This is a genomic window from Pseudoalteromonas neustonica, assembly GCF_001653135.1.
GTDB lineage: Bacteria > Pseudomonadota > Gammaproteobacteria > Enterobacterales > Alteromonadaceae > Pseudoalteromonas > Pseudoalteromonas neustonica.
Map to the genome: position 1 here is coordinate 192,224 of NZ_BDDS01000004.1, position 23,009 is coordinate 215,232.

The 23,009-nt window shown below is 39.6% G+C and carries 24 protein-coding genes and 3 pseudogenes; 7 read left to right on the top strand and 20 right to left on the bottom strand.

The genetic code is table 11. The annotated features are described in order from the left end of the window. Nucleotides 1-220 precede the first annotated feature (220 nt). The 3 genes and pseudogenes from A7967_RS08245 to A7967_RS08250 form a co-directional block, all read right to left on the bottom strand. Nucleotides 221-727, bottom strand: a complete 507-nt coding sequence (locus A7967_RS08245) for a hypothetical protein (protein ID WP_054454042.1) — start codon at nucleotides 725-727, stop codon at nucleotides 221-223. 342 nt (nucleotides 728-1,069) lie between these two features. Then, nucleotides 1,070-1,246: pseudogene (locus A7967_RS23305) on the bottom strand (transposase); the annotation flags it as partial. Between the two features lie 358 nt (nucleotides 1,247-1,604). Then, entirely contained in the window at nucleotides 1,605-1,790 is a 186-nt protein-coding gene (locus A7967_RS08250) for a hypothetical protein (RefSeq protein WP_054204980.1), read from the bottom strand. Nucleotides 1,791-1,908: 118 nt separating this feature from the next. Here A7967_RS08250 and A7967_RS22305 point away from each other — a divergent pair. Beyond that, nucleotides 1,909-2,157, top strand: a pseudogene (locus tag A7967_RS22305) (transposase); the annotation flags it as partial. 528 nt (nucleotides 2,158-2,685) lie between these two features. Here A7967_RS22305 and A7967_RS08255 read toward each other — a convergent pair. The 8 genes from A7967_RS08255 to A7967_RS08285 all read right to left on the bottom strand — a co-directional run bounded on the left by A7967_RS08255 (nucleotide 2,686) and on the right by A7967_RS08285 (nucleotide 8,246). Further along, nucleotides 2,686-3,306: a hypothetical protein gene (locus A7967_RS08255; protein WP_054204982.1), complete on the bottom strand. Its 621-nt coding sequence runs from the start codon at nucleotides 3,304-3,306 to the stop codon at nucleotides 2,686-2,688. A gap of 1 nt (nucleotide 3,307) precedes the next feature. After that, a complete protein-coding gene (locus A7967_RS22985; protein ID WP_157601487.1) occupies nucleotides 3,308-3,481 on the bottom strand; it encodes a hypothetical protein in 174 nt (57 codons plus the stop codon). Nucleotides 3,482-3,857: 376 nt separating this feature from the next. After that, the gene (locus tag A7967_RS23310; protein ID WP_064435626.1) at nucleotides 3,858-4,109 is read right to left on the bottom strand and encodes a hypothetical protein; all 252 of its coding nucleotides are present in this window, start codon (nucleotides 4,107-4,109) and stop codon (nucleotides 3,858-3,860) included. Nucleotides 4,110-4,152: 43 nt separating this feature from the next. Continuing rightward, nucleotides 4,153-4,557 carry a DUF1761 domain-containing protein gene (locus A7967_RS08265; protein ID WP_064435627.1) on the bottom strand — a complete coding sequence of 135 codons (405 nt, stop codon included), beginning with the start codon at nucleotides 4,555-4,557 and terminating at the stop codon, nucleotides 4,153-4,155. A 129-nt stretch (nucleotides 4,558-4,686) separates the two neighbouring features. Beyond that, a complete protein-coding gene (locus A7967_RS08270; protein ID WP_054204985.1) occupies nucleotides 4,687-5,220 on the bottom strand; it encodes a response regulator transcription factor in 534 nt (177 codons plus the stop codon). Further along, nucleotides 5,217-6,461, bottom strand: coding sequence for a sensor histidine kinase (locus tag A7967_RS08275; protein ID WP_054205067.1), 1,245 nt, complete (start codon nucleotides 6,459-6,461; stop codon nucleotides 5,217-5,219). Before A7967_RS08275 ends, A7967_RS08270 begins: the two co-directional genes overlap by 4 nt. Before the next feature lie 58 nt (nucleotides 6,462-6,519). Beyond that, entirely contained in the window at nucleotides 6,520-6,924 is a 405-nt protein-coding gene (locus A7967_RS08280) for a nuclear transport factor 2 family protein (protein WP_054204986.1), read from the bottom strand. A gap of 8 nt (nucleotides 6,925-6,932) precedes the next feature. Continuing rightward, on the bottom strand, nucleotides 6,933-8,246 hold the full coding sequence (locus A7967_RS08285) for a metal-dependent hydrolase family protein (RefSeq protein ID WP_054454029.1): 1,314 nt from the start codon (nucleotides 8,244-8,246) through the stop codon (nucleotides 6,933-6,935). 153 nt (nucleotides 8,247-8,399) lie between these two features. Here A7967_RS08285 and A7967_RS08290 point away from each other — a divergent pair, with 153 nt between their 5' ends. Beyond that, nucleotides 8,400-9,479 carry a ketoacyl-ACP synthase III gene (locus A7967_RS08290; RefSeq protein ID WP_054204987.1) on the top strand — a complete coding sequence of 360 codons (1,080 nt, stop codon included), beginning with the start codon at nucleotides 8,400-8,402 and terminating at the stop codon, nucleotides 9,477-9,479. A 129-nt stretch (nucleotides 9,480-9,608) separates the two neighbouring features. Here A7967_RS08290 and A7967_RS08295 read toward each other — a convergent pair whose 3' ends face one another. Further along, the gene (locus A7967_RS08295) at nucleotides 9,609-10,970 is read right to left on the bottom strand and encodes a leucyl aminopeptidase family protein (RefSeq protein WP_054204988.1); all 1,362 of its coding nucleotides are present in this window, start codon (nucleotides 10,968-10,970) and stop codon (nucleotides 9,609-9,611) included. Nucleotides 10,971-11,064: 94 nt separating this feature from the next. Then, a complete protein-coding gene (locus A7967_RS08300; RefSeq protein ID WP_054204989.1) occupies nucleotides 11,065-11,490 on the bottom strand; it encodes a hypothetical protein in 426 nt (141 codons plus the stop codon). Between the two features lie 150 nt (nucleotides 11,491-11,640). Between A7967_RS08300 and A7967_RS22310 the strand changes: the two genes are divergently transcribed. The 3 genes from A7967_RS22310 to A7967_RS08315 all read left to right on the top strand — a co-directional run bounded on the left by A7967_RS22310 (nucleotide 11,641) and on the right by A7967_RS08315 (nucleotide 16,299). Beyond that, nucleotides 11,641-11,796: an oxidoreductase-like domain-containing protein gene (locus A7967_RS22310; protein ID WP_082379030.1), complete on the top strand. Its 156-nt coding sequence runs from the start codon at nucleotides 11,641-11,643 to the stop codon at nucleotides 11,794-11,796. Between the two features lie 323 nt (nucleotides 11,797-12,119). Continuing rightward, nucleotides 12,120-14,771, top strand: coding sequence for a TonB-dependent receptor plug domain-containing protein (locus tag A7967_RS08310; RefSeq protein WP_054204991.1), 2,652 nt, complete (start codon nucleotides 12,120-12,122; stop codon nucleotides 14,769-14,771). An 85-nt stretch (nucleotides 14,772-14,856) separates the two neighbouring features. Further along, nucleotides 14,857-16,299 carry a tetratricopeptide repeat-containing sulfotransferase family protein gene (locus A7967_RS08315; RefSeq protein WP_054204992.1) on the top strand — a complete coding sequence of 481 codons (1,443 nt, stop codon included), beginning with the start codon at nucleotides 14,857-14,859 and terminating at the stop codon, nucleotides 16,297-16,299. Here A7967_RS08315 and A7967_RS08320 read toward each other — a convergent pair. Further along, nucleotides 16,277-17,176 (bottom strand): alpha/beta fold hydrolase, encoded by a 900-nt coding sequence (locus A7967_RS08320; RefSeq protein WP_054204993.1) that lies wholly within the window; start codon nucleotides 17,174-17,176, stop codon nucleotides 16,277-16,279. The two genes, A7967_RS08315 and A7967_RS08320, sit on opposite strands and share 23 nt — an antisense overlap. A gap of 268 nt (nucleotides 17,177-17,444) precedes the next feature. Between A7967_RS08320 and rlmF the strand changes: the two genes are divergently transcribed. After that, the gene (gene rlmF, locus A7967_RS08325; RefSeq protein WP_054454021.1) at nucleotides 17,445-18,392 is read left to right on the top strand and encodes a 23S rRNA (adenine(1618)-N(6))-methyltransferase RlmF; all 948 of its coding nucleotides are present in this window, start codon (nucleotides 17,445-17,447) and stop codon (nucleotides 18,390-18,392) included. Beyond that, nucleotides 18,389-18,478, top strand: a pseudogene (locus tag A7967_RS22990) (beta-eliminating lyase-related protein); the annotation flags it as partial. The gene rlmF and the pseudogene A7967_RS22990, both read left to right, overlap by 4 nt. A 214-nt stretch (nucleotides 18,479-18,692) precedes the next feature. On the opposite strand, the gene A7967_RS08330 reads toward A7967_RS22990, so the two are convergent. The 6 genes from A7967_RS08330 to A7967_RS08355 all read right to left on the bottom strand — a co-directional run bounded on the left by A7967_RS08330 (nucleotide 18,693) and on the right by A7967_RS08355 (nucleotide 22,997). Continuing rightward, nucleotides 18,693-19,292, bottom strand: a complete 600-nt coding sequence (locus A7967_RS08330) for a thymidine kinase (RefSeq protein ID WP_054204995.1) — start codon at nucleotides 19,290-19,292, stop codon at nucleotides 18,693-18,695. 54 nt (nucleotides 19,293-19,346) lie between these two features. Then, a complete protein-coding gene (locus A7967_RS08335; RefSeq protein WP_054205068.1) occupies nucleotides 19,347-19,829 on the bottom strand; it encodes a methylated-DNA--[protein]-cysteine S-methyltransferase in 483 nt (160 codons plus the stop codon). Continuing rightward, nucleotides 19,826-21,187 (bottom strand): DNA-3-methyladenine glycosylase 2 family protein, encoded by a 1,362-nt coding sequence (locus A7967_RS08340; protein ID WP_054204996.1) that lies wholly within the window; start codon nucleotides 21,185-21,187, stop codon nucleotides 19,826-19,828. The genes A7967_RS08335 and A7967_RS08340 overlap by 4 nt, the downstream gene beginning before the upstream one ends. Nucleotides 21,188-21,272: 85 nt before the next feature. Then, complete coding sequence (locus A7967_RS08345; RefSeq protein WP_054204997.1) at nucleotides 21,273-21,884, bottom strand: superoxide dismutase; 612 nt, start codon at nucleotides 21,882-21,884, stop codon at nucleotides 21,273-21,275. A gap of 29 nt (nucleotides 21,885-21,913) precedes the next feature. Beyond that, complete coding sequence (locus A7967_RS08350; protein WP_054204998.1) at nucleotides 21,914-22,420, bottom strand: DUF2753 family protein; 507 nt, start codon at nucleotides 22,418-22,420, stop codon at nucleotides 21,914-21,916. A gap of 82 nt (nucleotides 22,421-22,502) precedes the next feature. Further along, nucleotides 22,503-22,997 carry a GNAT family N-acetyltransferase gene (locus A7967_RS08355; RefSeq protein WP_054204999.1) on the bottom strand — a complete coding sequence of 165 codons (495 nt, stop codon included), beginning with the start codon at nucleotides 22,995-22,997 and terminating at the stop codon, nucleotides 22,503-22,505. Nucleotides 22,998-23,009: the final 12 nt, after the last annotated feature.

A 23,009-nucleotide genomic window follows, 5' to 3' on the forward strand; every position in this document is an offset into this window, starting at 1 on the left:
AAGCAAAGTATTAAGCATCAATAATACTTAATTAAACCGCCCAAATTAATATTATTTTTTTATTAAAGCCATGGAGTATATTCACACCAATCGACGTCATAACTAGATGCGAAGTCATATTTAAAGTGAGTTTAAAAATAACAACACTTTGTTTTTTAATAAAAAGATCAAGAAAAAACAGCTATCTGCTTAACCGGGAATTTATAATGGGTGACCCCTGTTATTTCTTAGGTGGTGGAATTGGAAATAAAGGCAGCTCACGCTGGTATTTATAATCTCCATTAGTTGAGGCCTTTAACTGGTCCACCTTATGAATACAACCTAAGTATTCAATCCTCCAACGAGTGTTTGGTGGTTTATCTTTTATGCAACCACTATCAAAGATGCCTTTAACTGTATAATATACTCCATCTATATCATTGAGTGTTATTTCTTTGGGTAAATTGAAGAGAAGAATAGTTTCTTCTGCTCGGCCTGAGCGAGCTGCATCTTCACCATACTTTAAAAAAACTGGATTTTCTCTATGACTACGTAAAAGTAAACCCGTTATTTTTATTTTTTTTTTGTCATACATTTCAGGGAAAACAACTAATTTCATAAAAGGCACATGCGGTACATCCTCTTGTATTTCCGATTCATTGACCAAACTGTTAGTTTCTCCTGGTTTGGAGAAAAGGAGTAACCCTATAAAGATCGTCAAATTTAGTTTATTCGTTACCAATTGCATGAACCACCTCCTTCAATTATTGTTATGTTGATGCATAAAGTACTTTGATTATGTTTTTCTGGGCTGTTAAATGCTTCCCCATTCATTTTCCATAATGTTCTTCCTTCACTATTAACTTAAAACTTAAGTTGACACCCATCTTAATTATTTATTGAAAAAAAACAACAAACACACCGCTTGACATCATTAGTAAGTAAACATTTTCGACATAATCACGATTTAAACACAGTTCCAAAACTTAAGTTCTGAATTTGGCTAAATTCAAAAATTTAGGCTCCTACATTACAGGCACATACGCTTTTCTCTTGAAGAGCAATTTTAAGATTTAAAAGTGTGTGAACACTACGCTAGTAACTTTTCGCAGTTGCTGATGTTCGTTCGCCGTTTTCTGTTTAAATTTTTGCAATAACGTGTGTGCGATGACACTCTACCTACTGCGCCATGACATACGCGCGAAAATTGCGTGGTCAGTTTTAACCAGTTTTCTGGGGAGATATTTACTCTTTCTAGTAAAGGTAAAAAAATATCTTAAGATGACACCCATCCTAAAGTTTGATACTTGAATTCAAGAAGAGATAAGTTTTTAGCCCAAAAGAGTAAACTTAGTAGCGCAGTTTTATTTGCTCAATTAAAGTGGCTGTCTAGTTTATTCAATATTAAGAACTAAGGTATGTTTGATCATTAACAGAGTTCAACTTCAAGTTTCTTAAGATCCAACCTATGAGTAACTTTTCGCAGTTGCTGATGTTCGCTCGCCGTTTCCTGTTTAAATTTTCGCAGTAACGTGTGTGTGATGACACTCTACCTACTGCGCCATGAAATACGCGGTAAAGTGTGGTGAGTTTTAACCAGTTTTCAGGGAAGGTATTGATGTGCATCAGGCCATCCATACTCGGCCGCTAGTGCAATGTTCAGGCACTTCGTTAGCATTAATACGCACAAGTAACCCTGAGCTAATACTGGTAATATTCGTGATTTTTCCACTAACATGACCTTTGCCAACAGCAGCGATTGCATTTATAGAAAATAAAACACTAATAAATGTAAACACTCTTAATAACATTTTATTCAATATCCTTATTAAAAATAACTATCATGATAAAAAGGCAAAAAGAAAGAGCTGCTCCCATTGACTTTATTTCTTGGTGTCTAAAGTCAAGATTTGACCCCATTTTTTCATTTTCAGCAATGGAAAGAAGAAAGGCGCTACAAATCAAAAGAATGGTAATCGTTACTTAGCGTGGGCGTTTACTGAGGCCGCTAACTTTGCTATTCGGTATAACCCAACAATTAAAAAGTATTATCAACGCAAGTTAGCTAAAACAAACCAAGTTATCGCGATTAAAACAGTTGCGCATAAACTGGCAAGAGCGTGTTACCACGTGCTGAAAAACAATGTCCCATTTGATGAACACAAGGCTTTTTATTAGCGACTATGAAATGAATTAGGTTAACGTGTTGAGTTAATAGTGGGGTTGGTAAAACCATCAGATCTGATTGAGCCTGCACGTTAACCGCTCATATTTAAATGTTGGGTATGCCCACTGTCTGAGCCACACAGGGTTGGTTATGTAAAAAACATAAACCACAGATTTGTTATAGCGCAGGGCATAAGCACTGCCAAAAACTGGACAGACATTGGCACTAAACGATGACTGAGGCGAAAGCCAAGGGCCTTAATTAACCATCAACGATGCTTAATTGAATAGCCTAAATTCATATGGGTGACTGGTGCATATTCACACCAATCGACGTCATTACTGGATGCATAGTCATATTTAAAGTGAGTTTAAAAAGTAACAACACTTGGTTTTTTGAATAAAAAGATCAAGAAAACACAGCTGCCTGCTTGACCGGAACTTTCTAATGGGTGACCCTATTTTCTTCCTCTCACTCTTTACCTAGCTCTTGATGTACGAAGTCAAGATTTGATCCCTTTGGTTTTTATTTTTTTAATATCAATATGTTAATAAATCTTCCCACTTTTTTTTATTTCCAATTTCAATTTTCTTAATAAAAACATCCATTCTTTCATCTTCACTGTTTTTTAATATAGATAAAAAATCAATAAAGCTAATAGTTATTGGATTGTGCTTATTAAGCTTCGGCAAAATTTCTTTTGCTTCATCATATATATTGAAATCTTTATTAACAAAATAACACAGCAGGTAAAAGTTCGCTTTTTGAAATGAGCCTAACTCATTGAGTCTACTCTTTAGAAAATGGTAAAAATTGCCAATTTCAACTAATTCGTTAACAGCTTTTGTAAGTGAATTAATCCTGTTCTCTAAAACCTCTTGAACATAACTATCTGTTGCCCCCTGTAATTTTTTGTTAATATGAGAATCCTCATTTTCGTCTCTAAATTTAAAAACAATCGGATCAATAAAGGGAAAACTAATCATTGGAGATGCCCAGTAAGATGTAGAAACCTTGCATCTAAAAACATTTATTGTGATTCCTAACTTCAACTCTCCACTTGATTTATTAAAAACAAATATATGCTCCCCTCCATTTTTTATATAATGTGAAAAATTTTTATTACTTTTATAAATTTCCCTAATAATTTTGCTATTCATACTAATTTCCAGTTAAAGGCACAATCAAGACTAATTCAGTGCTTGTAGGTAAATTTATATTATACTTAGTTTGTTGATACGGATAAATAATTGGTAAGCCAGTTTTTAATTCAAATGCAAGGTATGGCTCATCTATAGGGCCGTAAGTAGCATCAGGCCGACTTGAACTTGTCATTCCCCAATCAGTTTTAACACCTAGTAAGGAACTAAGATGACACCCATCCAAATTATTTATTGGCAGCAAAACAACAAATGTATCGCATGAAATCAGCTGGGAATAAATATTTTTAGGGAGGGCACCATTGAGCCAACACTTGTGAGTGTGCTTCGTGATACGCAGCATCAACCCAAGTCACCGTGTTTATTTGCCCAAATTAATGTGTAATCACTTATTTGGCTAAATGTGATTATTGGCACTGAATATCTGTTGGAGTTAGGTGCTTATTAACGGCTATTGAATGCGGAAAGCTTAGTGAATAATGGCTAGAGTTCACTATGAAAATCAATTAGTACTCTCCCATTAACTGAAACAGACAAGCAAGTACTTACTGTTATTTAAATGTGACTTTGCCACCAATCATTTTATACGCGGGCGCGCCGCGGACCATGGTTTCTCTTGCGAAGGATTTGTCACACCGGGGGCACACACAGGGTTTGGTGGTGTGATCTTGGGTTATACGTTCAATAAAGCATTTAATTAATGCTCCCTTCCCTCCTTTGCGATATTTAAAGAGGGGTGTTTTGCAATTAGCACAATAAATATCGACCGTTTTTGTTGGGCCTTTTTTATTCGGTTTAGCCATTTAGGAATTACTTTACATAAAATAGTGCGTGTACTTTAACAGTTTAAGGCCACATCCCCAACACTAAGCCCATTAAAGTAAATTGCAAAACATGATAGCCGCTGTTTACTAAAAATAACTTAAGTGGTCGCTGTTCGAAAATATAGCTCATCCCGAACGAACTACTCACCCAACAAATGCCTATTGCAAAACCAGCGCCAACGGCCACTCCAAGTGTGGGGTGCGGTCCAATAAATAACGATAAACTGAACGCCATAATTAAAGATAAAACAAAACTGCCGCCAAAAATCCATTTTGGATCAGAGTCTTTCAAATCTAACTCTGTTAACCCGCAACCTTCCATCCAAGTTCGTTGAAAGAGTAAAGGTGAATACCAAATGCCACCAAGCATAAAGGCTGATAATGCCGCTAGTAGGATTGCTAAAATATTTAATTGAGAAAAATCCATAAATACAACTCATGTTAACTGCACAAAAAGTGATTATTATTTCACTGTAGTTAATAATAGTCGAAGCAGCAACCAGTAGCGGCGCTTATAAAGAAGAAATATTCAGGGTTTTCTCATTTGACAGCACTTTTATTTTTGAACGGGCTTTTTTTGTAACTTACGTTGTAGTGTACGCCTATGCATATTAAGTTGGCGCGCAGTGGCTGATACATTCCCTTGATTACTGTGTAAAACTTGCTGAATATGCTCCCATTGTAAGCGTTCTGTAGACATAACCGTCGTTGCAGGATCCACTGGTAGGTCAGAAATAGCCTCGCTTACACCTTTTAGCGCTTTAACTAAAGTCAGCATATCGACCGGCTTAGTTAGGTAGTCGTTAGCCCCTAAACGCATTGCTTCAACGGCGGTTGCTATACTTGCAAACCCTGTCAGTAACACCAAGTGAGAATTCGGTAATATATTACGCAACGGTGAAATCAACGTTAAACCATTGTCGTCTGCTAATTTCATATCTAATAATATATGAGTGGGTAAAAACGTTTTTGCAACGAGTAACGCATTGTGACTATCGTGCGCTTTTTCGCAATTAAATCCTTGCTTGGTGAGGCCGCGCGCGAGCGTATTTGCTAAATTAATATCATCTTCTATGATAAGTAACTTCATAAAACGGCCTCTTGTTTTGCCGTTATTGCTAATTGAACTTTCGCTACACCGCCGCCTTGAGGGTGGTTAAATAACGTTAATGATCCTTGCAGGCGTTCAAGCGTCACATTTGACAGTAGCACTGCCATTCCCATACCTGTTTCGCTGGGCATAAGTTGGCCTCCTAGCTCGCTTAATTGATCTGCTGTGAAGCCCTTACCAAAATCTCGAATTGATAAATTAATCGCAACAGGTTGTTTTTGCGGAAATAGCTGCCAACTTAATGTGATTGTTTGTTTTGCTGTTTGCTGATTTGCTGTTACCGCATTTTGAAGCAGATTTAAAATGGCAGGTAACAACATTGCATCGCTGATAACCGTGTATTGTGGTGTTTCATTTTCCCATATTAGTTGTTGACTAGGGTATTGTAACAACATCGTATCTTGTATTTGCTCAGCTAAGCTAGATAAGGGCATTGAAACTGTTTTGCCTTGAGATCTTAGCTGCTCTGATAGCCGTCTAAAATTGCTCAACTGATTAGTGCATTGCTGTAAGGGTTGCTGCATATCGGCAACAATTGGGTTATCGGGTTGCTCATCAATTAATTCTTCAAACAGTAATTGTAAGTTTGTTATTGGACTTGCTAATTGATGAGTTATTTGCGCAGCTGCGCCATCGAGAGTTACAAGCTGCTCTGCTCTTAATTGTTTTTCGCGGGTGCTGGCAATAATGCGTTCTCTTGAATGTAGTGCACGGTTCATTGCCCCGACTACCAGTGCTATAACACTGGCGCTTATGACAAAGTTAACCCACATCCCGATAAAGTGACTGGTCATATCCATATGATGCATAGTGTGTTGTGGCATTTTAAATAATAAAATACTGTATGCGGCAATTGCTAGCATGGCTATATATGCAAGTCCTTTAGCGCTTACGCTCACTGCTGCAATCATAATAGGTAATAATAATAACGACACAAACGCATTTGTTGCCCCGCCACTAAAGGAGAGTAAGACAGCTAAAAAAAGTACATCAGCCGTAAGCTGCATCAACATCCCAAGCTCTTTAGCTTTACCAACATTACGATAAGCAATAACACTTAAAATTTGAAATACGGCTTCTAGCGAAATAACCACCAGCAAAGGCAGTAATGCTATTTGATGACCTAATAAAAAGTATACGGCAATAACCGCGATGAGCTGAATTACAATTGCGCCACTGCGTAACATCAGCAAACGACTAATAGCAGGATCTGTGCGCATTAAAAATGCCATATTTTTTGCCTAAGGAGTTTTTGAGCAAATAAAAGAGTAGTGGTATTTAATCGTCATCCATCGAAATACTAAAAACAGCACAAGGAGTGCCTTGATGAAAAACCATTTTCCAATGTCCATCGGTTAAGCGCCACAACGACATACGTAATGAGTAATTAAATTCAGCTCGCGCTGAGCGCCGATAAGCAGCTTGATAGCTTAGCTGTACGATTTCATCACTAAGCATACGCCCTTTAAAGTGTTGATTATAAAATTGCGGAACAACCTCTGTCGGCAATCGTGTTAACACTTGGTACTTATTAAAAACAGTCCCATTGGCAGCAATTTCGATAAAATCATCGTCTAATAACGCGTCCAAAGCTTGCTCTGATTGGCGGACTTCTGGATCAAGTAATTGTCGTTCTGCATCAATTAAATGATTAAACAATGATGCCTTTATTTTGCTGCCCATGATGTACCTTACAATTGGTTTTTATATACGTTGCCTGCTTTCATCACAAACTGCACATTTTTTAATGTCGTTATGTCATCAAGAGGTGAGCCATTTACGCTGATGATATCTGCTTGTTTACCAACACTCAACTGCCCTAGCCTGTCTTGTTGGCCAAGTAACTTTGCTGCATCAACCGTTGCTGACATAATAGCCTGTTTTTCACTCATTCCATATTTAACTAACAGCACAAACTCATCCGCATTAAGCCCATGACGAGAAACGCCTGAATCAGTTCCAAATGCAATGTTAACCTTGTTTTTAAGTGCCAGCTTAAATGAGGCTTCCATTTTAGGGGCGACCTCGCGTACTTTGTCAGCAATGGCTGTTGGCATGTTTGGATTACTAAGCACCTCTTTACTCACCGTTGCACCAGCTAATAATGTTGGCACTAAATACGCGTTGGTTTTATTAAATAGTTCCATGCTCTCTTTTGTTAAATAAGAGCCATGCTCAATTGAATCAACACCTGCTTTTAGCGCCGCATTAATACCTTGCGTTCCATGGGCATGAGCTGTGACCTTGCGCCCTAAATGGTGTGCAGTATCGACTATTGCAGCCAGTTCATCATCACTTAATTGTTGATTAACACCCGCGGCAGTATTACTCAACACACCACCTGTTGCTGTGATTTTGATCACGTCAGCGCCATTTTTTATGACATTTCGTACAGCTCGGCGGCAATCATCGGCACCATTGCACACGCCTAAACTGCTCGTCATTACATCACTTACTTCTTTACGGTAACCATGTAAGTCGCCATGTCCGCCGGTTGCTGTTATTGCATTTCCCGCAGCAAAAATTCGTGGCCCTGTAATATCACCTCGTTCTACTGCGCGCTTAAGCGGAAAAATAACTTTATAATTCCCCCCTAAATCACGTACCGATGTAAACCCAGCATCTAAACTGCGTTTTAAATATTTTATCGAACGCAGCGCGTTATCAGCTTCATATTCAGTTAGCCATTGATGCGGGTTAACTGTCGCATCACGCTCAAAAGTTACATGAACATGCATATCAATAAGCCCTGGCAGCACAAACTGATTTTTTAAATCAAAAACATGCGCATCAGGTAATTTAAGTTCGACAACACTTGGAAAGCCTTTAACAATGTCTGTGATAATGTTGTCTTTAATTATTATGGTGCGCTGTTTTTCAAGTGTTTGCTTCGCCCCTAATAACACGGAACCCGCATATATAACGGTGGTATCTGTTGCAATACTTTGCGGTGAAAGTAGCGTTAAGCTCAAAGTTGCGAGTGTAGTTAATAGTTTTTGTTTCATGTTTGCCTCTTTTTTCAACTACCATTACCGTAATTAACGTGTAATTACCATTATTTACGATGTAACAGACCTATGACCTAGTCTTGTAGCTGGGTTTTTGGTATAAAACACACCATAGATGAAAGATTTCTGACCATTTAAAGAGAACACATAATGACTTACGCACATATAACTGGTTGGGGTAAATGCATTCCACCGGCTCGTATCACTAATGATGATATTAGCCAAATTGTTGATACTAATGATGAATGGATCACCTCGCGCACTGGGATAAAAGCCCGCAGAGTAAGCCATGTTACTACTGCTGAACTGGCAACAGTTGCAGCTAAACATGCGCTTGCCTGTGCTGGCGTTGATGCTAAAGATATTGACCTAGTCATACTCGCAACCTGCACCCCCTCTACAATGGTGGCTAATACGGCATCGCTTGTGCAAAAAAATATTGGTGCCGTAGGTGCAGCAGCTATGGATACAAATGCTGCATGCTCAGGTTTTTTATATGCACTACAAGCAGCAACAGCACAAATACAAGCAGGCATGATTAAAAAAGCAGTGGTTATTGCCGCTGAGCGGATGACTTGGTATATAAACTGGGAACGTCGTGACAGTGCAGTATTATTTGGTGACGGCGCAGGAGCGGTTGTTCTTGAGGCTGCAGAGTCACCCGCTGGACTACTTGCTACTAAAGCGGGTTGTGATAGTGAAGATCGTGATATTTTACACATTAGAAACTGTGGCAGCGACTTAAATAAATACCAGCCTATTGGCCCGTCAGACTTACTCTTTGAAGGCCGTGAGATTTTCAAACGTGCAGTTAAAGGGATGAGCGAAGCGTGCGATGATGTGTTAACACAAGCAGATTTAAGCCTTGATGAAATTGATGTACTTGTTCCGCATCAGGCTAATTTACGTATTATTCAGGCTATTCAACAGCGCTTAAAAGTTGCTGACGAAAAAGTAATGGTAAACATTGGTGAATACGGTAATACATCAGCGGCAACCATTGCAATCGCATTATGTGAAGCTGTAGAGCAAGGTTTAATAAAACCACATGCCAATATAATGTCTGCTGCATTTGGAGCAGGTTTAACGTGGGCTGCAAGTTATATTAAATGGGGTAAGCGTGTAGAACCGATTGCCATCAGTGATGCCGTATTACCGCCATGTGATAAAACAGGGTTAGAGCTAATTGCACCCGCTGTAGCAGCATGCGAAGGTACCGATCGTAAATAACCACGCTGTCGGTAACTATATCAATAAAAAGTAGCGATAAAAAGTATCGCTAAATAGTTACCTAAATAGCATTAATGAGCTTTACGATAAATGCCTAAGCACCATCGTAAAGCTCATTAATTACTTTAATTACTTAAAACGGTTTTGTAAGTAGTTAAATACCGCACGAATACCTAAAGCTTCACCGCCAACTGGGCGCCCCGGTAATGAGCGAATATTCCACGCCATAACATCAAAATGTACCCATGGCGTTTTCGGCTCTACAAATTCTTTTAAATATAAAGCTGCGGTTATTGCACCACCAAATGGAACACTGGCACAGTTAGCCATATCAGCTACGTCACTTTTTAACAAACTTTTATACTGCTCAAATAAGGGTAATTGCCATACAGGATCACTCACATGCATACCTGCATCAATTATACCGTTAGCAACATCACGCTCAGTTGAGAAAAAACCCGGTAACTCGGTCCCTAAAGCAACACGGCAAGCACCCGTTAGCGTAGCAAAATCAACAATCAACTCTGGATCATCATTTTGGGCTTCAGTAAGTGCATCACATAATACTAAGCGCCCTTCGGCATCTGTATTATCAATTTCGACCATTATTCCTTTACGCGTTTTAATCACATCCCCTGGGCGAAATGCATTACGTGACACTGCGTTTTCAACAGCGGGCACTAACACACGTAATCGCACCGGTAAATTGGCAGCCATAATAAGCTGAGCTAATCCTATAACATGCGCTGCGCCGCCCATGTCTTTTTTCATGTTGCGCATACCTGAGCTTGGTTTTAAATCAAGCCCACCCGAGTCAAAACATACACCTTTACCTACTAACGTGATCAAAGGAGCATCTTTTTTACCCCAGTGTAGGTCAAGTAATCGTGGCTTATTCTCGCTTGCACGTCCAACCATATGAATTGTTGGGTAGTTTTGCTCTAGTAACTCATCGCCAACCCACTCGCTAAACTCACCTTCGTAGGTTTGTGCCAAATCCGCCATTACTTGCGATAAATGCTGCGGCATCATGTCAGCGGCGGGTGTATTCACTAAATCACGAACCAAATAAATAGCATTAGCTTGTTGCTTTAAGCGTTCAAATAGCACTTCATCTGCAATTGCTAATTGTGCTTTTACTGCGCTTTTTTCTTTATATTCGCTAAACTCATAGCCGCCTAACATAAAACCAAGTGCAATCTGTTCTAGTTGTTGCTCACATTCTTGTATTTGGTAAGTGCCAGCAGGTAGCTTATTTGCAAGATCTCCAGCTAACCAGAAATCATCAATACTATGTACTAAACAATAAACATGGCTTAATGCGCCACTTTGTGGATTAACAACTAAAGCGAGGCCTTGTTTCTCAAAATCACAACTGTTTAACCAATTTTGTAAAAAAATCGGCTGTTGTTCTTGCCATTCAGCTAAGCCATTTTTAACAATGAAAGATAAGGGTATACCAGAGGAACTATGACGAATTAATGCGCTCATTAAATGACTCATTTAAAATAATATAATGAACAAGCATACCAATATCTAATCCTAAAAGGTATAGCTTGATAACTATCCATTTAACTCGCTGGCATTATTTTTTTACATTTGTCTCATGCTTTTTAGCCTCAGCATCTTCTAAGGCAATCTGTTTATCTATCTCTTTAATCGGTTTATTAATATTAAAAGAACTCGGTAAAACATCAACACCCACCCATTGTCCTAATTTAACAACCAAAGGAATAGTAATAGGCGCAAAGGGTAAAACAGCAAACACACCAAGCCCTAACCCTTTAAGAATATCAACAAATTGTGCATTTGCTTTTTGTAAATCCTCTTTACTTACATCTCCTTGGGTGTAACGCCGGTAAATTGTAAGCATCTCTTTAGTTTCTTGCTTCTCTTGTGCCAAAGCAAGTTTTAAAGCCACCATAGCGCGCCTAAAACGCAACTGTTGGCGCTTTTTACTAATTTTTGCCACCCGCACAGGAGCTCGGTGAATAACTTTATATATTCGCATAAACTCTATTCTCACATAGCCTAAGCACTTAACAAAGCACAATTTAATAAGTCGCATATATATTTGAAAAAAGAAGTGTTTGCTATTAAAAATGGGCTCATACGCTATAATAGTTTCTTTTTAAATCTCCAATATCAACTAGTGAATATAATGCAACAAAATAAAGCAGCGCCCAAGCCACAAATTGAACAACCAAAGCCACAAAAGCCAGCACCTGATGAATGTTGTGGTGGGGGGAGTTGCTGTCCATGTGTATGGGATGAATACAGAGATAAATTAAAACAGTGGCAACAGGATTTTAGCTAGCAAGACTAAAATCTCCTACTAAATCAATTCAATATGATGTCATATAAACAACATATACAATTTATTTTTTAACATTTGACCTCATAAGCAGCTTAATTTTCAACCACTTCATCTTTCCTTTTCAAAAAAAAGCATTTATTTTCAGTTAGGTAAGTTTACTTTCAATTTTCCTCTATACGAAACCAAAAAAAATTACATTATATTAACGATTTGCAAAATTCATTAACCGTATGTATAACTTATTAGCGTCGAAATTTCATCATTATGGATTTTTGCGAAATAAATATAACTAAACAATCTAATTCTAACCGGGGAAAGTCAGAATGAAATTTAAAAGTAATGCGCTGCAGCACGCAGTAAAGTTCGCACTAGCGACAACAACAGCAGGCTTATTTATGTCTGGTTCTGTGATGGCTGCCGAAGCTGATCAGAGTGAGAAAACCAAAGTTAACAAAAATGTAGAAAAAATCGCCGTGGTAGGAACTCGTTCTGCACCGCGCTCAATTGGTGATTCACCAGTACCTATCGATATTATCGGTGGCGAAGAACTTGGCAAATCAGGTAATACCGATATGCTCGAGCTGCTAAAAGGTGCCATCCCTTCTTTAAACGTTCATTCAATGCCTATCAGTGATGCTGCATCACTTGTTCGTCCTGCTAATTTACGTGGCCTGCCTTCTGATAGCACATTAATTTTACTTAACGGCAAACGTCGTCACCGTGCATCGGTTATTGCTTTTTTAGGCGGCGGTATTAATGATGGCGCACAAGGTGCTGATATTTCAGTTATCCCTAGCATTGCACTAAAACAAGTTGAAGTACTGCGTGACGGTGCTGCGGCTCAATATGGCTCTGACGCGATTGCAGGTGTAATGAACTTTGTACTCAAAGACGCCTCTGAAGGTGGTAGCCTAGAAGTTCGCAAAGGCCAGTATTACGAAGGTGACGGCGATACAACACAAGTCTCTGGTAACATTGGCTTACCATTTACTGATAACGGTTTTGCAAACTTAAGCTTTCAATATAAAACATCGGATGCGACTAGCCGCTCAGTGCAGCGTCCAGACGCTGCAGCACTTGCCGCCGCTGGGGTTCAAGGTATTGCGCCTTTAACTCAAGTTTGGGGAGCTCCTGAAGTTAACGATGATATTTCAATATTTGGTAATGTAGGCTTAGAGCTTACAAATGACTCTGAATTCTATATGTTTGGTAACTACTCAGAACGTGATGTTCGAGGTGGCTTTTATTATCGTAACCCTACTACCCGACCTGGCGTTTATGGCGGTACTATTCGCGATGTCAATGGTACTAATATGCGCCGCCCTGGCGATGATAATCCTGAAGGCCAAAAAGCGTGGGATGCTGCAACGCCAACGGTTTTAGTTGGCTCACTTGATGGTTATGATCAACAGTTAGCCTGTCCACTTGTTGAACTTCAAGCAAATGGTGCACCCGATCAAGCAGCAATCGACTCTCTTACTGCAGCAAACTGTTTTGCATTTAATGAAACTATTCCTGGTGGGTTTACGCCTAACTTTGGCGGTAACATTACTGATACATCGTTAACTATCGGTACTAAAGGCGAATTTACCGGTGGTTATCTTGAAGGTGCATTTTATGACTTAAGTGGTACCGTTGGCTTTAATGAATCTCGCTACTTCATTTACGATACATTAAACGCATCCTTAGGCTTAGATAGCCCAAGAGATTTTAGCCCGGGTAAATACACGCAACTTGAGAAAAACTTTAACTTTGACCTTTCTAAAGGTTTTGATTTTGGTTTAGCGTATGACCTGAATGTAGCTGGCGGTTTAGAGTGGCATGAGGAAACCTTTACTGTTACCTCTGGCGATGTAGCATCATTTACAGCAGGCCCTTATACTGATCAAGGCTTTGGTATTGGCTCAAACGGCTTTCCGGGCTTTAAACCTTCGGATGCTGGCGAATACACTCGTCGTAACTACGCCGCTTATGTTGACTTAGAAGCCCCCTTTACTGAAGATTTTTTAATGGGCTTAGCACTTCGTTATGAAGATTATGACTCTTTTGGCTCAACAACTAACTATAAGCTAACTGCTCAATACCACGTAACTGAAGACCTTAATATACGAGGGTCAATTAGCTCAGGTTTTCGCGCTCCGACTGTTGGCCAAGCAAATGTCAGTAATGTACAAACAAATTTAAGCAGCGGCGTATTGGTTGATTCAGCTTTATTACCACCAACAAACCCTATTGCAATACTTAAAGGCGGAACCGAGTTACAACCAGAAGAGTCAAATAGTTATACATTTGGTGCTGTTTACACTATGGGTGATTTGTTCTTCACAGTAGATTATTACAACATCAAAGTGGATGATCGTATTAGCCAGTCTGAAAAAATAGAACTTAGTCAAGCAGATAAAGATGTATTAGATGCAGCAGGTGTTCCTAATGTGCAAAGCCTTGCCCAAGTAAGCTTCTTCACTAATGACTTTGACACTACAACACAAGGTATTGATTTAGTAGCAAACTACTCTGCAGATTTACTTAATGGTAGTTCAACCTTTAGCTTAGCCTACAACTGGAATGAGACGGAAGTAACACGCTCTAGTGATATTACAGGCGCATTTAAAGTAAGCCGACTAGAAAACGACTTGCCAAATCATCGTGCAACGCTAAGCTGGGCACAACAGTGGGAAAGTTTCTCAGCGTTTACCCGCCTAAATTACTTTGGTGAATACCAAGGTGTTCATGTTGATTACGATGCAACGGCAAAAACAGCGGATGCTGCTGTAACACTTGACGCCGAAGTAACCTACTTTGTAAATGATTCAATTAGTTTGTCAGTCGGTGCACAAAACTTATTAGATCAAGATGCTGAAGAGCTGGATTTTACTGCCGCTCCTAACAATAACTGGGGTGGTAAGTACTACGAAACATCGCCATTTGGTATTAATGGTGGTTTTTACTACGTTAAAGCAACTTATACTTTTTAAACAAAGTTAAAAGACGCAGGCGAAATGCTCAAGACATTTCGCCTTTTTCGTTTTATAGTAACTAAAAAACAAATAGCTATAATGTATGCTGCTAAAAAAAGCCAACCAATTACTTGCCGACAACCGTTTAAAAGAAGCTGAATTTCACTTTAAAACCTTACTCGATACGGATCCCCAAAACGGTGAAGCTTTGTTTGGCCTTGGCCGTATTGCACTTAGGTTAGAACGTTTTGATGCCGCAGTATATTTACTACAAAGATCCTGTGAACGATTGCCAAACATGCTTGAGCCATTGCATGCCTTAGCGGACGCATTTAACGGCGTAAACTCCCCCAATGATGCACTTAAAGTACTTGAATACGCAAAAGCATTGGCAAGTCATAACCCTGAGCCACACTATTATCTTGCCCAGCATTACTTAACCCATGGGGAGCTTGATAAAGCACACACCACTTTTGCGCAAGCGCTCAGCCTTGGGCTCTACCCAGTTACAGCGTATATTTTACTTGAATTAGTGCAATTAGGACGATTTGATAAGCAACATAATTATACCAGTAATTTGCATCATCTTTTAACGCAAACAAATAACCTACACTTAAAAATGATCTGCTATTACGCATTAGCAAAAAGCTACGATCAACTAGATGATATTGAACAGGCAACCAATTACTATACCCTTGCAAATAAGCTACAACGCCAGCTAAGTGATTTTAATACAGATGAATTAACCGCATTTTATCAGCAAATTATTGCGCATAATCCAGCTCCCTTGTTTACGAATATAGAAAAAGGATTTAAAGGCACTATTACACCGGTGTTTATAATTGGTATGCCGAGATCCGGCTCAACCTTACTTGAGCAAATTTTAGCAAGTCATAGTGAGTTTGCCAGTATTGGCGAAGATACCAGTATCAGTAATCATGTCGTGGCATTTATTGAGCAACAAACGAAGCTTCCCTACCCAGAATGTTTAACAGCCTTAACGCCCACATTAATTGAACAAGGCCGTGCTATTTATACAAATAGGCTTAAACAAGCGAAGCCAATCCGCGCTTTTATGGTCAATAAACTACCAGCTAATTATCAATCATTAGGACTCATTAAGCGCTTATTCCCCAATGCCAAATTTATTGATTTAAAACGTGATTTTAACGCCACAGCTTGGTCTGTATTTAGTAACTACTTTGCAGAAAATGAGCCTTATTTTTGCTCAGTACCTGAGTTTAAAACTTACTATGATCTTTACCAAACACTTATGGCACATTGGCACAATGCTCTACCCAATGCGATTTTTACACTTGAGTACGAGCAATTAGTTAGCAACCCGAAAGAACAGCTCAGTCAATTATTTGGATTTTTAGGCTGTAATTTTGAGCCCCAATGTCTGGATTTTTATAAATCTAAAAAACCAGTTTCCACACTAAGTAAACACGCAATACGCCAGCCCTTAAATAACAAGGCCGTTGAACGTTGGAAACGTTTTGAAGCCCCGTTGCGTCAATTGCTTAATACGCAGCAAACCAATTAACTAAATCGGTAAATTGATCCGCTTTTGCGTTAGGATGAGTCAGCATATTAATGTGATCATAATCAAATTGATGGCCGTGCTTACGTCCATAAATACGTAAGTCTTGCACGCCTTTACCTGACTCATCAATGAACTTTTGAATATCAATAGGTTGAGCAAGCGCCTTATCTTTAACACCTGCAATATGCAGTGTCGGTGGCAAGTGCATCTCACTCACAGCCGCGCCGTAATCAAAGCCATCATCAGAGTCAATCCACGGTTTTTTCTTTGCCCATTGCATACTTTGATAATGCGATTTTTTAGTCTCATCATCACTGCCCCATTTAAGTTTTTTAGCCGGTAAGTAGCCATGCTTGTTAGCTAAAATTGGCGCTAAAAAGTACCAAATAACATTTCCTTGAAAATACTTTTTAGGGTGATGATTATACAATGAGCGTTTAGTACCAAAATACGCACACGCTTTAACATCCGCAATATAGTGCGGAAATCGAGCAAATACGCTGTTCATCAATACGCCTCCCCACGAATGAGCAACCCAATATGCAGGTGGCTTGCCTTCTAGTTCAGCTATTTTATCTATAAAAGCGGGTATATCCTCGGTAATCGCCTCTGTTTGACCATAATGCGCATGCTTTGAAATACCCGGTTTACTTTCGCCTCGACCACGTAAGTCAGCCACATAACAAACATACCCTTGCTCAGCTAAAAATGGAGCCACTCCTTTATTACTATGTGTATAAAAAATTTTGCCATTTTCAACTGCACCATGCACAAATAACACTGCGGGGCCTTGGCTATTTGGGTTATATATACGTCGTAAATGCAACGTTTGTTGGTCGGCTAATTTAATAAAAACCGACTCTTGTTTAATTGTCATCAAATTACCTATTATTATTTTTAAAGCCCAACTCATCCTACCAGTAAATACACGCTAATATAAGCATGTATACCAAATGACCTCAAGATGCGAACGTCATTGGAATTAAAAACAATTTAGACAAGGCATTGATTGTAAAGTAAGGCCTTGATATTAAGTCCCCGATGAAATGATGAATTTTGTATACTGGGGAGGCTTAGGGATATTTACACCTTAAAATAAATATCTGTTAAACTAATCACCCTGTTTACTCTGCTAGCTATCAATAATGAAATCAGTGCCTAAAAAAGCCAAACTACATCCACGAAATCGCCATAACCAAGGTTACGACTTTGATCACCTTATAACGGTTGAACCTGCATTAAATGTCTTTGTTTCACTCACTCAGTATGGCGAAAAGAGTATTGATTTTAGTGATAATAAAGCAGTCAAAACCCTTAACCAAGCGCTACTAAAAGCATATTACAAGGTCGACTTTTGGGACTTCCCTGAGCATAACTTATGCCCACCAGTCCCTGGACGCGCTGATTATATCCATTACTTAGCTGATTTATTAGCCGCCGACAACCAAGGCGCGATCCCACAAGGTCGGCAAGTAAAAGCCCTTGATATTGGTACCGGCGCAAATATTATCTACCCATTACTTGCAAGCCACGAGTATAACTGGAGCATGACAGGCAGCGATATTGATCCTGCGGCTGTAAAATTAGCCAAACAAATAGTGCAGTTTAATAATCGTAAAATCACTGTGAAAGTTCAAAAACAGCCTGAGCATATTTTTCAGGGCATTATCAATGCCAAAGATTTATTTCATTTAACACTATGTAACCCACCATTTCATGCCAGCGAACAAGAAGCGAAACAAGGCAGTGATCGTAAATGGCGTAATTTGGGCAAAACCCCGACAACTAATTTAAATTTTGGTGGCCAAAATAACGAACTATGGTGTGAAGGCGGTGAAGCACAATTTATTACGACCATGATCACAGAAAGTGCTTTATTTGCAGAGCAGTGCCTATGGTTTACATCATTGGTGTCTAAAAAAGAAACTTTGGTAACACTGCAAAATGAACTCGCTAAGCACCCAGTTGCAGATGTTAAAATAATTGAAATGGCTCAAGGTCAAAAAGTAAGTCGATTTATTGCTTGGAGCTATTTTGACGAAGCAACTCGCAAAGAAATTTGCCAAGAATTTACACCCATGGAGACACCATGATCGATTTTCGTTCTGATACAGTCACAAGACCTTGCGATGCAATGCGTAACGTGATGTTCAGTGCACCTCTGGGGGATGATGTATACCCAAACCTGAGGGATCCCCACGAATATTTATTCATGTAATCCCTCAATATTGACTGTTAAATTTGAGAGTTCGGACAATACATCAATGTTGCTGATCACATCGATATTAATACCATTGCTCTGGTGTTAAAAGAGCGGGGAATTTTAATAAGCCCGAGTAAAACCTTACGTTTAGTTACGCATTTGGATATTACTCGAGCCAACATTGATACATTTATTGAGGTGATATCAAGCGCTCCATATTTAACGCTGCTTTATAATGCTTGCGGCACACTGATACATATCGGTCGTTGCCGCCTATTTCTACCTGGTTGCCATCGGCAATTGCATTGCCATCTTCGTCTGTTCTCAATACATGATTAGCTTTACGGCCGCAATGGCATACCGTTTTCAATTCAATCAGTTTATCAGCCCATGCGAGTAAATATTGAGAGCCGCTAAATAACTCGCCTCTAAAATCATTACGCAGCCCATAACACAACACAGGAATGCCCAAGTAATCCACTACATCGGTCAATTGCATGACTTGTTCTTTTGATAAGAATTGGCATTCATCGACAAGTATACAATGGCGCTTTTTTTCGCTGTTTAATGATTTTATTAAGTCAAATACATCTTTATTTGCATCAAAAATATGCGCTTTAGCCTCAAGCCCTATACGTGATGACACCTTACCCACACCCGCGCGATTATCTATGGCAGCCGTTAATATTACGGGCTCCATACCTCGTTCGCGGTAATTAAATGCTGATTGTAATAATGTGGTGGATTTGCCTGCATTCATCGCAGAATAATAAAAATACAGCTGAGCCATAAAAATGCCTACCAATAAAAAGTGCGCTAATGCTACATCAAATAACCCATAACATCACCCCTGACTTGGGTAACCTTCGTGTTTAAGTAACCATTGTTTACGCTCAAGCCCACCAGCGTAGCCAGTTAACTTTCCACTGGCACCAATAATTCGATGACACGGCACTATTATGCTAATAGGGTTTTTACCATTTGCAGCACCCACAGCTCGTACCGCCTTTGGGTTACCAATAGCGCGAGCTATATCGCTGTAACTTTGTACTTGCCCAAATGGCACATTTGACAATGCCTGCCATACACTTTTTTGAAAATCAGTGCCTTTGGTATCTAAGTTAATAGTGAAAGTGCGCCGCGTATCATTAAAGTATTCATCAAGCTGACTTATGCACTGATGTATATGAATATTATTTACATCTTTCAATATCTGTTCTGGGTATTCTTTTGCCGGGTAAAAGCCAACATAACTCACTCCTTGCTCAGTCGCTTGAATTATAATGTCATCGAGTGGGCTGGCGATCTTAATTTGTACAATACTCATAATAATTGCTGCCATAGTTGAAATGTTAAATATGAACGAAATGGTGCACACAGTTCATCATTAAAGGGCTTTGCTGCTGCTTGCGCTTTTTTTACTCCCAAGTCACCCGCGAGTAAAATATCAGGCTGGCTTTGCCCCCTAAGTTTTGCGTAATTGACCGTCCAGGGGCCTATACCTTTTAACCCTAACCATTCATCCAACTGTTCGCAATCAGGATTATCAGCACAAAATTGGGCTAGCGCACGTAATGCGTTTTTACGAGCCTGCGGCATTTTAAAAAAATCTAACTCACTGTTTGCAACCGCTTGCGGGTGAGGAAAATAAATACGGTCTTGCTCTTTTTCACCTAATGCTTGAACTAATTGCGCCACTAAGTTGTGTGCAGCCGTTACACTCACCTGCTGACCTAGCACAGCCCGAATGCCCGCCTCAAACGTTGACCAAATACCCGGTAATCGTAACCCTGTTGTTAATTTAATTGCGCCGTGAGTATGTGTCTCAAGGTGATCTTCAATTAATGTAGTATCCGCATCTAAATCAAGTATACGGCGTATCTGAGTTAAAATGGGGTGTAAATAACGCGGTTCATCAATATCTATTGATACTAAAAAATGATGTTTTTGTTCAATAAACTCAGCCGTAAATTGCCCTTTACAACCATGCGTATTAAAACTTCGTCCATAACTATTATCACTTAACCATTCCATAGGTGATATAAGCCTGCGCGCTAAAAACTGATGTAATGCAGCCCAATTATAGGGTGGCCTAAAAGGCAATTTGATCGTCAATGTGGGGTTAATTGGTTTATTAGTTGCGCGCATTTTACTGGGGCAAATATGCAGCTGCTGTAAAAAGGCATCATTAAAACGGCGGATACTGCTAAAGCCCGATGAAAACGCAATTTGCGATACGGGTAAATGTGTTTCTTGCAGTAATTTTTTAGCAAAATGGCATTGATTAAATAGTCGATACTGGGTGACTGAAATACCAAAATACTGCATAAATAAGCGACGTAAATAGCGGCTGCTAACACCTAACCGCGCAGCGAGGTGTTCACAATTTTGTGGCTGGATTAAGTTTTGATCAATTAAGTATTTTGCACGTAATGCGCTGGTTTTGGTTCCTTGCCATGCGCCACTACCTGGGGCACTGTCAGGGCGACATCGTATGCAAGGCCTAAACCCTGCTTGTGCAGCACTATGCGCATATTGATAGTACTGAACATTGTGTTCTTTGGCCGTGGGGGCGGGACAAATTGGTCTGCAATAAATACCGGTACTTTTTACCGCAATAAAAAATACGCCGTCAAAGCGATGATCGCGACTTTGACGGGCACGTTGCCAATGGCTATTATCCATGGAGCTCTCATAACTAACTTTATCTATCAATTAGATTACGTGAAAAACCATACATTACTAGCCATTTTCGGCACTCAATAAAATGTTATGAAATAGCGTCTAGATAACGTCGTTCCACTTCATTCCAATTAATCACATTATAAAAAGCGGCGATGTATTCTGGGCGGCGATTTTGGTATTTCAAGTAGTATGCATGTTCCCATACGTCTAAACCAAGAATAGGTGTATTACCATGCATTAAAGGGCTGTCTTGGTTTAAGCTGCTTTCCACGATTAACGTTTTATCTGCAGTCACACTTAACCATGCCCAACCACTGCCAAAACGACTGACTGCCGCAGCGGTAAATGCCTCTTTAAAGCTGTCAAAGCCTGCAAGCTGCTCAGTGATAGCATCAAATAAAGTACCTGTGGGCTCTCCCCCACCATTTGGACTCATAACAGTCCAAAATAACGAGTGGTTTGCGTGACCGCCACCATGCTCTTGCACAACCTTATTTAATGGGCTTGCTATTGTATCAATATTACGTAATAGCTCATGCACATCCGTATTAGCATACTCAGTATTTTCTAATGCAGCATTGGCTTTATTAATATAAGTTTGATGGTGTAATGTGTGGTGAATCTCCATAGTTTTTGCATCTAAGTACGGCTCTAATGCATCATATTCGTAAGGTAACGCGGGTAATATAAACGCCATAATTGCTCCTTTGGGCTTGCGTAACGTGATCAATGTACTGTGGCAGTATGATCCGGGGTATAACTTAAAGTGTGGTTAATTTTTTCAATTAGTTGCGGGCAGTGGCTGTGGCTTTTTGCAAATTGCACAAGCTCTGTATACGTTTTGTGATGATGATGAGCAACCACGGTGCGTATGGTATTACAAGGGTGCTCAATTAAATGACTCAGTGTTATATGAACATCACATAACCACTGGCAAGCTTCATCTGATTGGCTCATCGCTCGATAAGTGTCAGCTAAATTATGTGCCGCCACAACCAGCGCAGGGCAACAATGCTCTATGGCTGCAATGACTGACTGGCACGTTTGTGCTTGACTAAACTGACTTAATAAGTGAGATGCTAAAGTATGTGCGGTGGTGTATTTATCGCGCGCTTCCAACAAGGCACCACGTTCAAACGCATAATTACCCGCCATTATATTAGATTGCCAAGGGCTGAGTGCTTGATCTACCTGTGGAAGTTCGGCTTTATTACTAAGCTGGGGATGTGCCATAAAAATCACCTGCGCAAAATTAAATGATGTGCATAATCTACACACCATCACAACTTAATACAAATGATTTTTATTTATATTGTCATTTATTTTCTGCGAAATCTATTAATGCTTGACCAGTTAAACGATAAATTATCCACTCATTTTGAGGCTCAGCGCCCATGCTATTATAAAAATCAATTGCCGGCTTATTCCAATCAAGAACCACCCATTCAAAACGGCCACACTCTTTTGCTATGGCTTGGCGTGCAAGATGTTGCATAATGAGTTTACCCGCTCCTTTACCGCGGCTATCGGGGCTCACATACAAATCTTCTAAATACAGGCCATTTTTGCCAAGCCACGTGGAATAATTATAAAAGTAAACAGCAAAGCCAATCGGTTCATCGCCATCTAAACAAATAACGCTATGGGCTGTTGCGCCATCACTGAATAATGTTTTTAAAATAGCTTGTTCATCTGTTTTAACTGCATCAGGCTCTTTCTCATAAATTGCCAGTTCGGTAATAAAATGCAAAATAGTCGCAGCGTCGCTTGGTAACGCATCGCGTAATATTATCGATGTAGAATTAGTCATGTACTGAGGTCA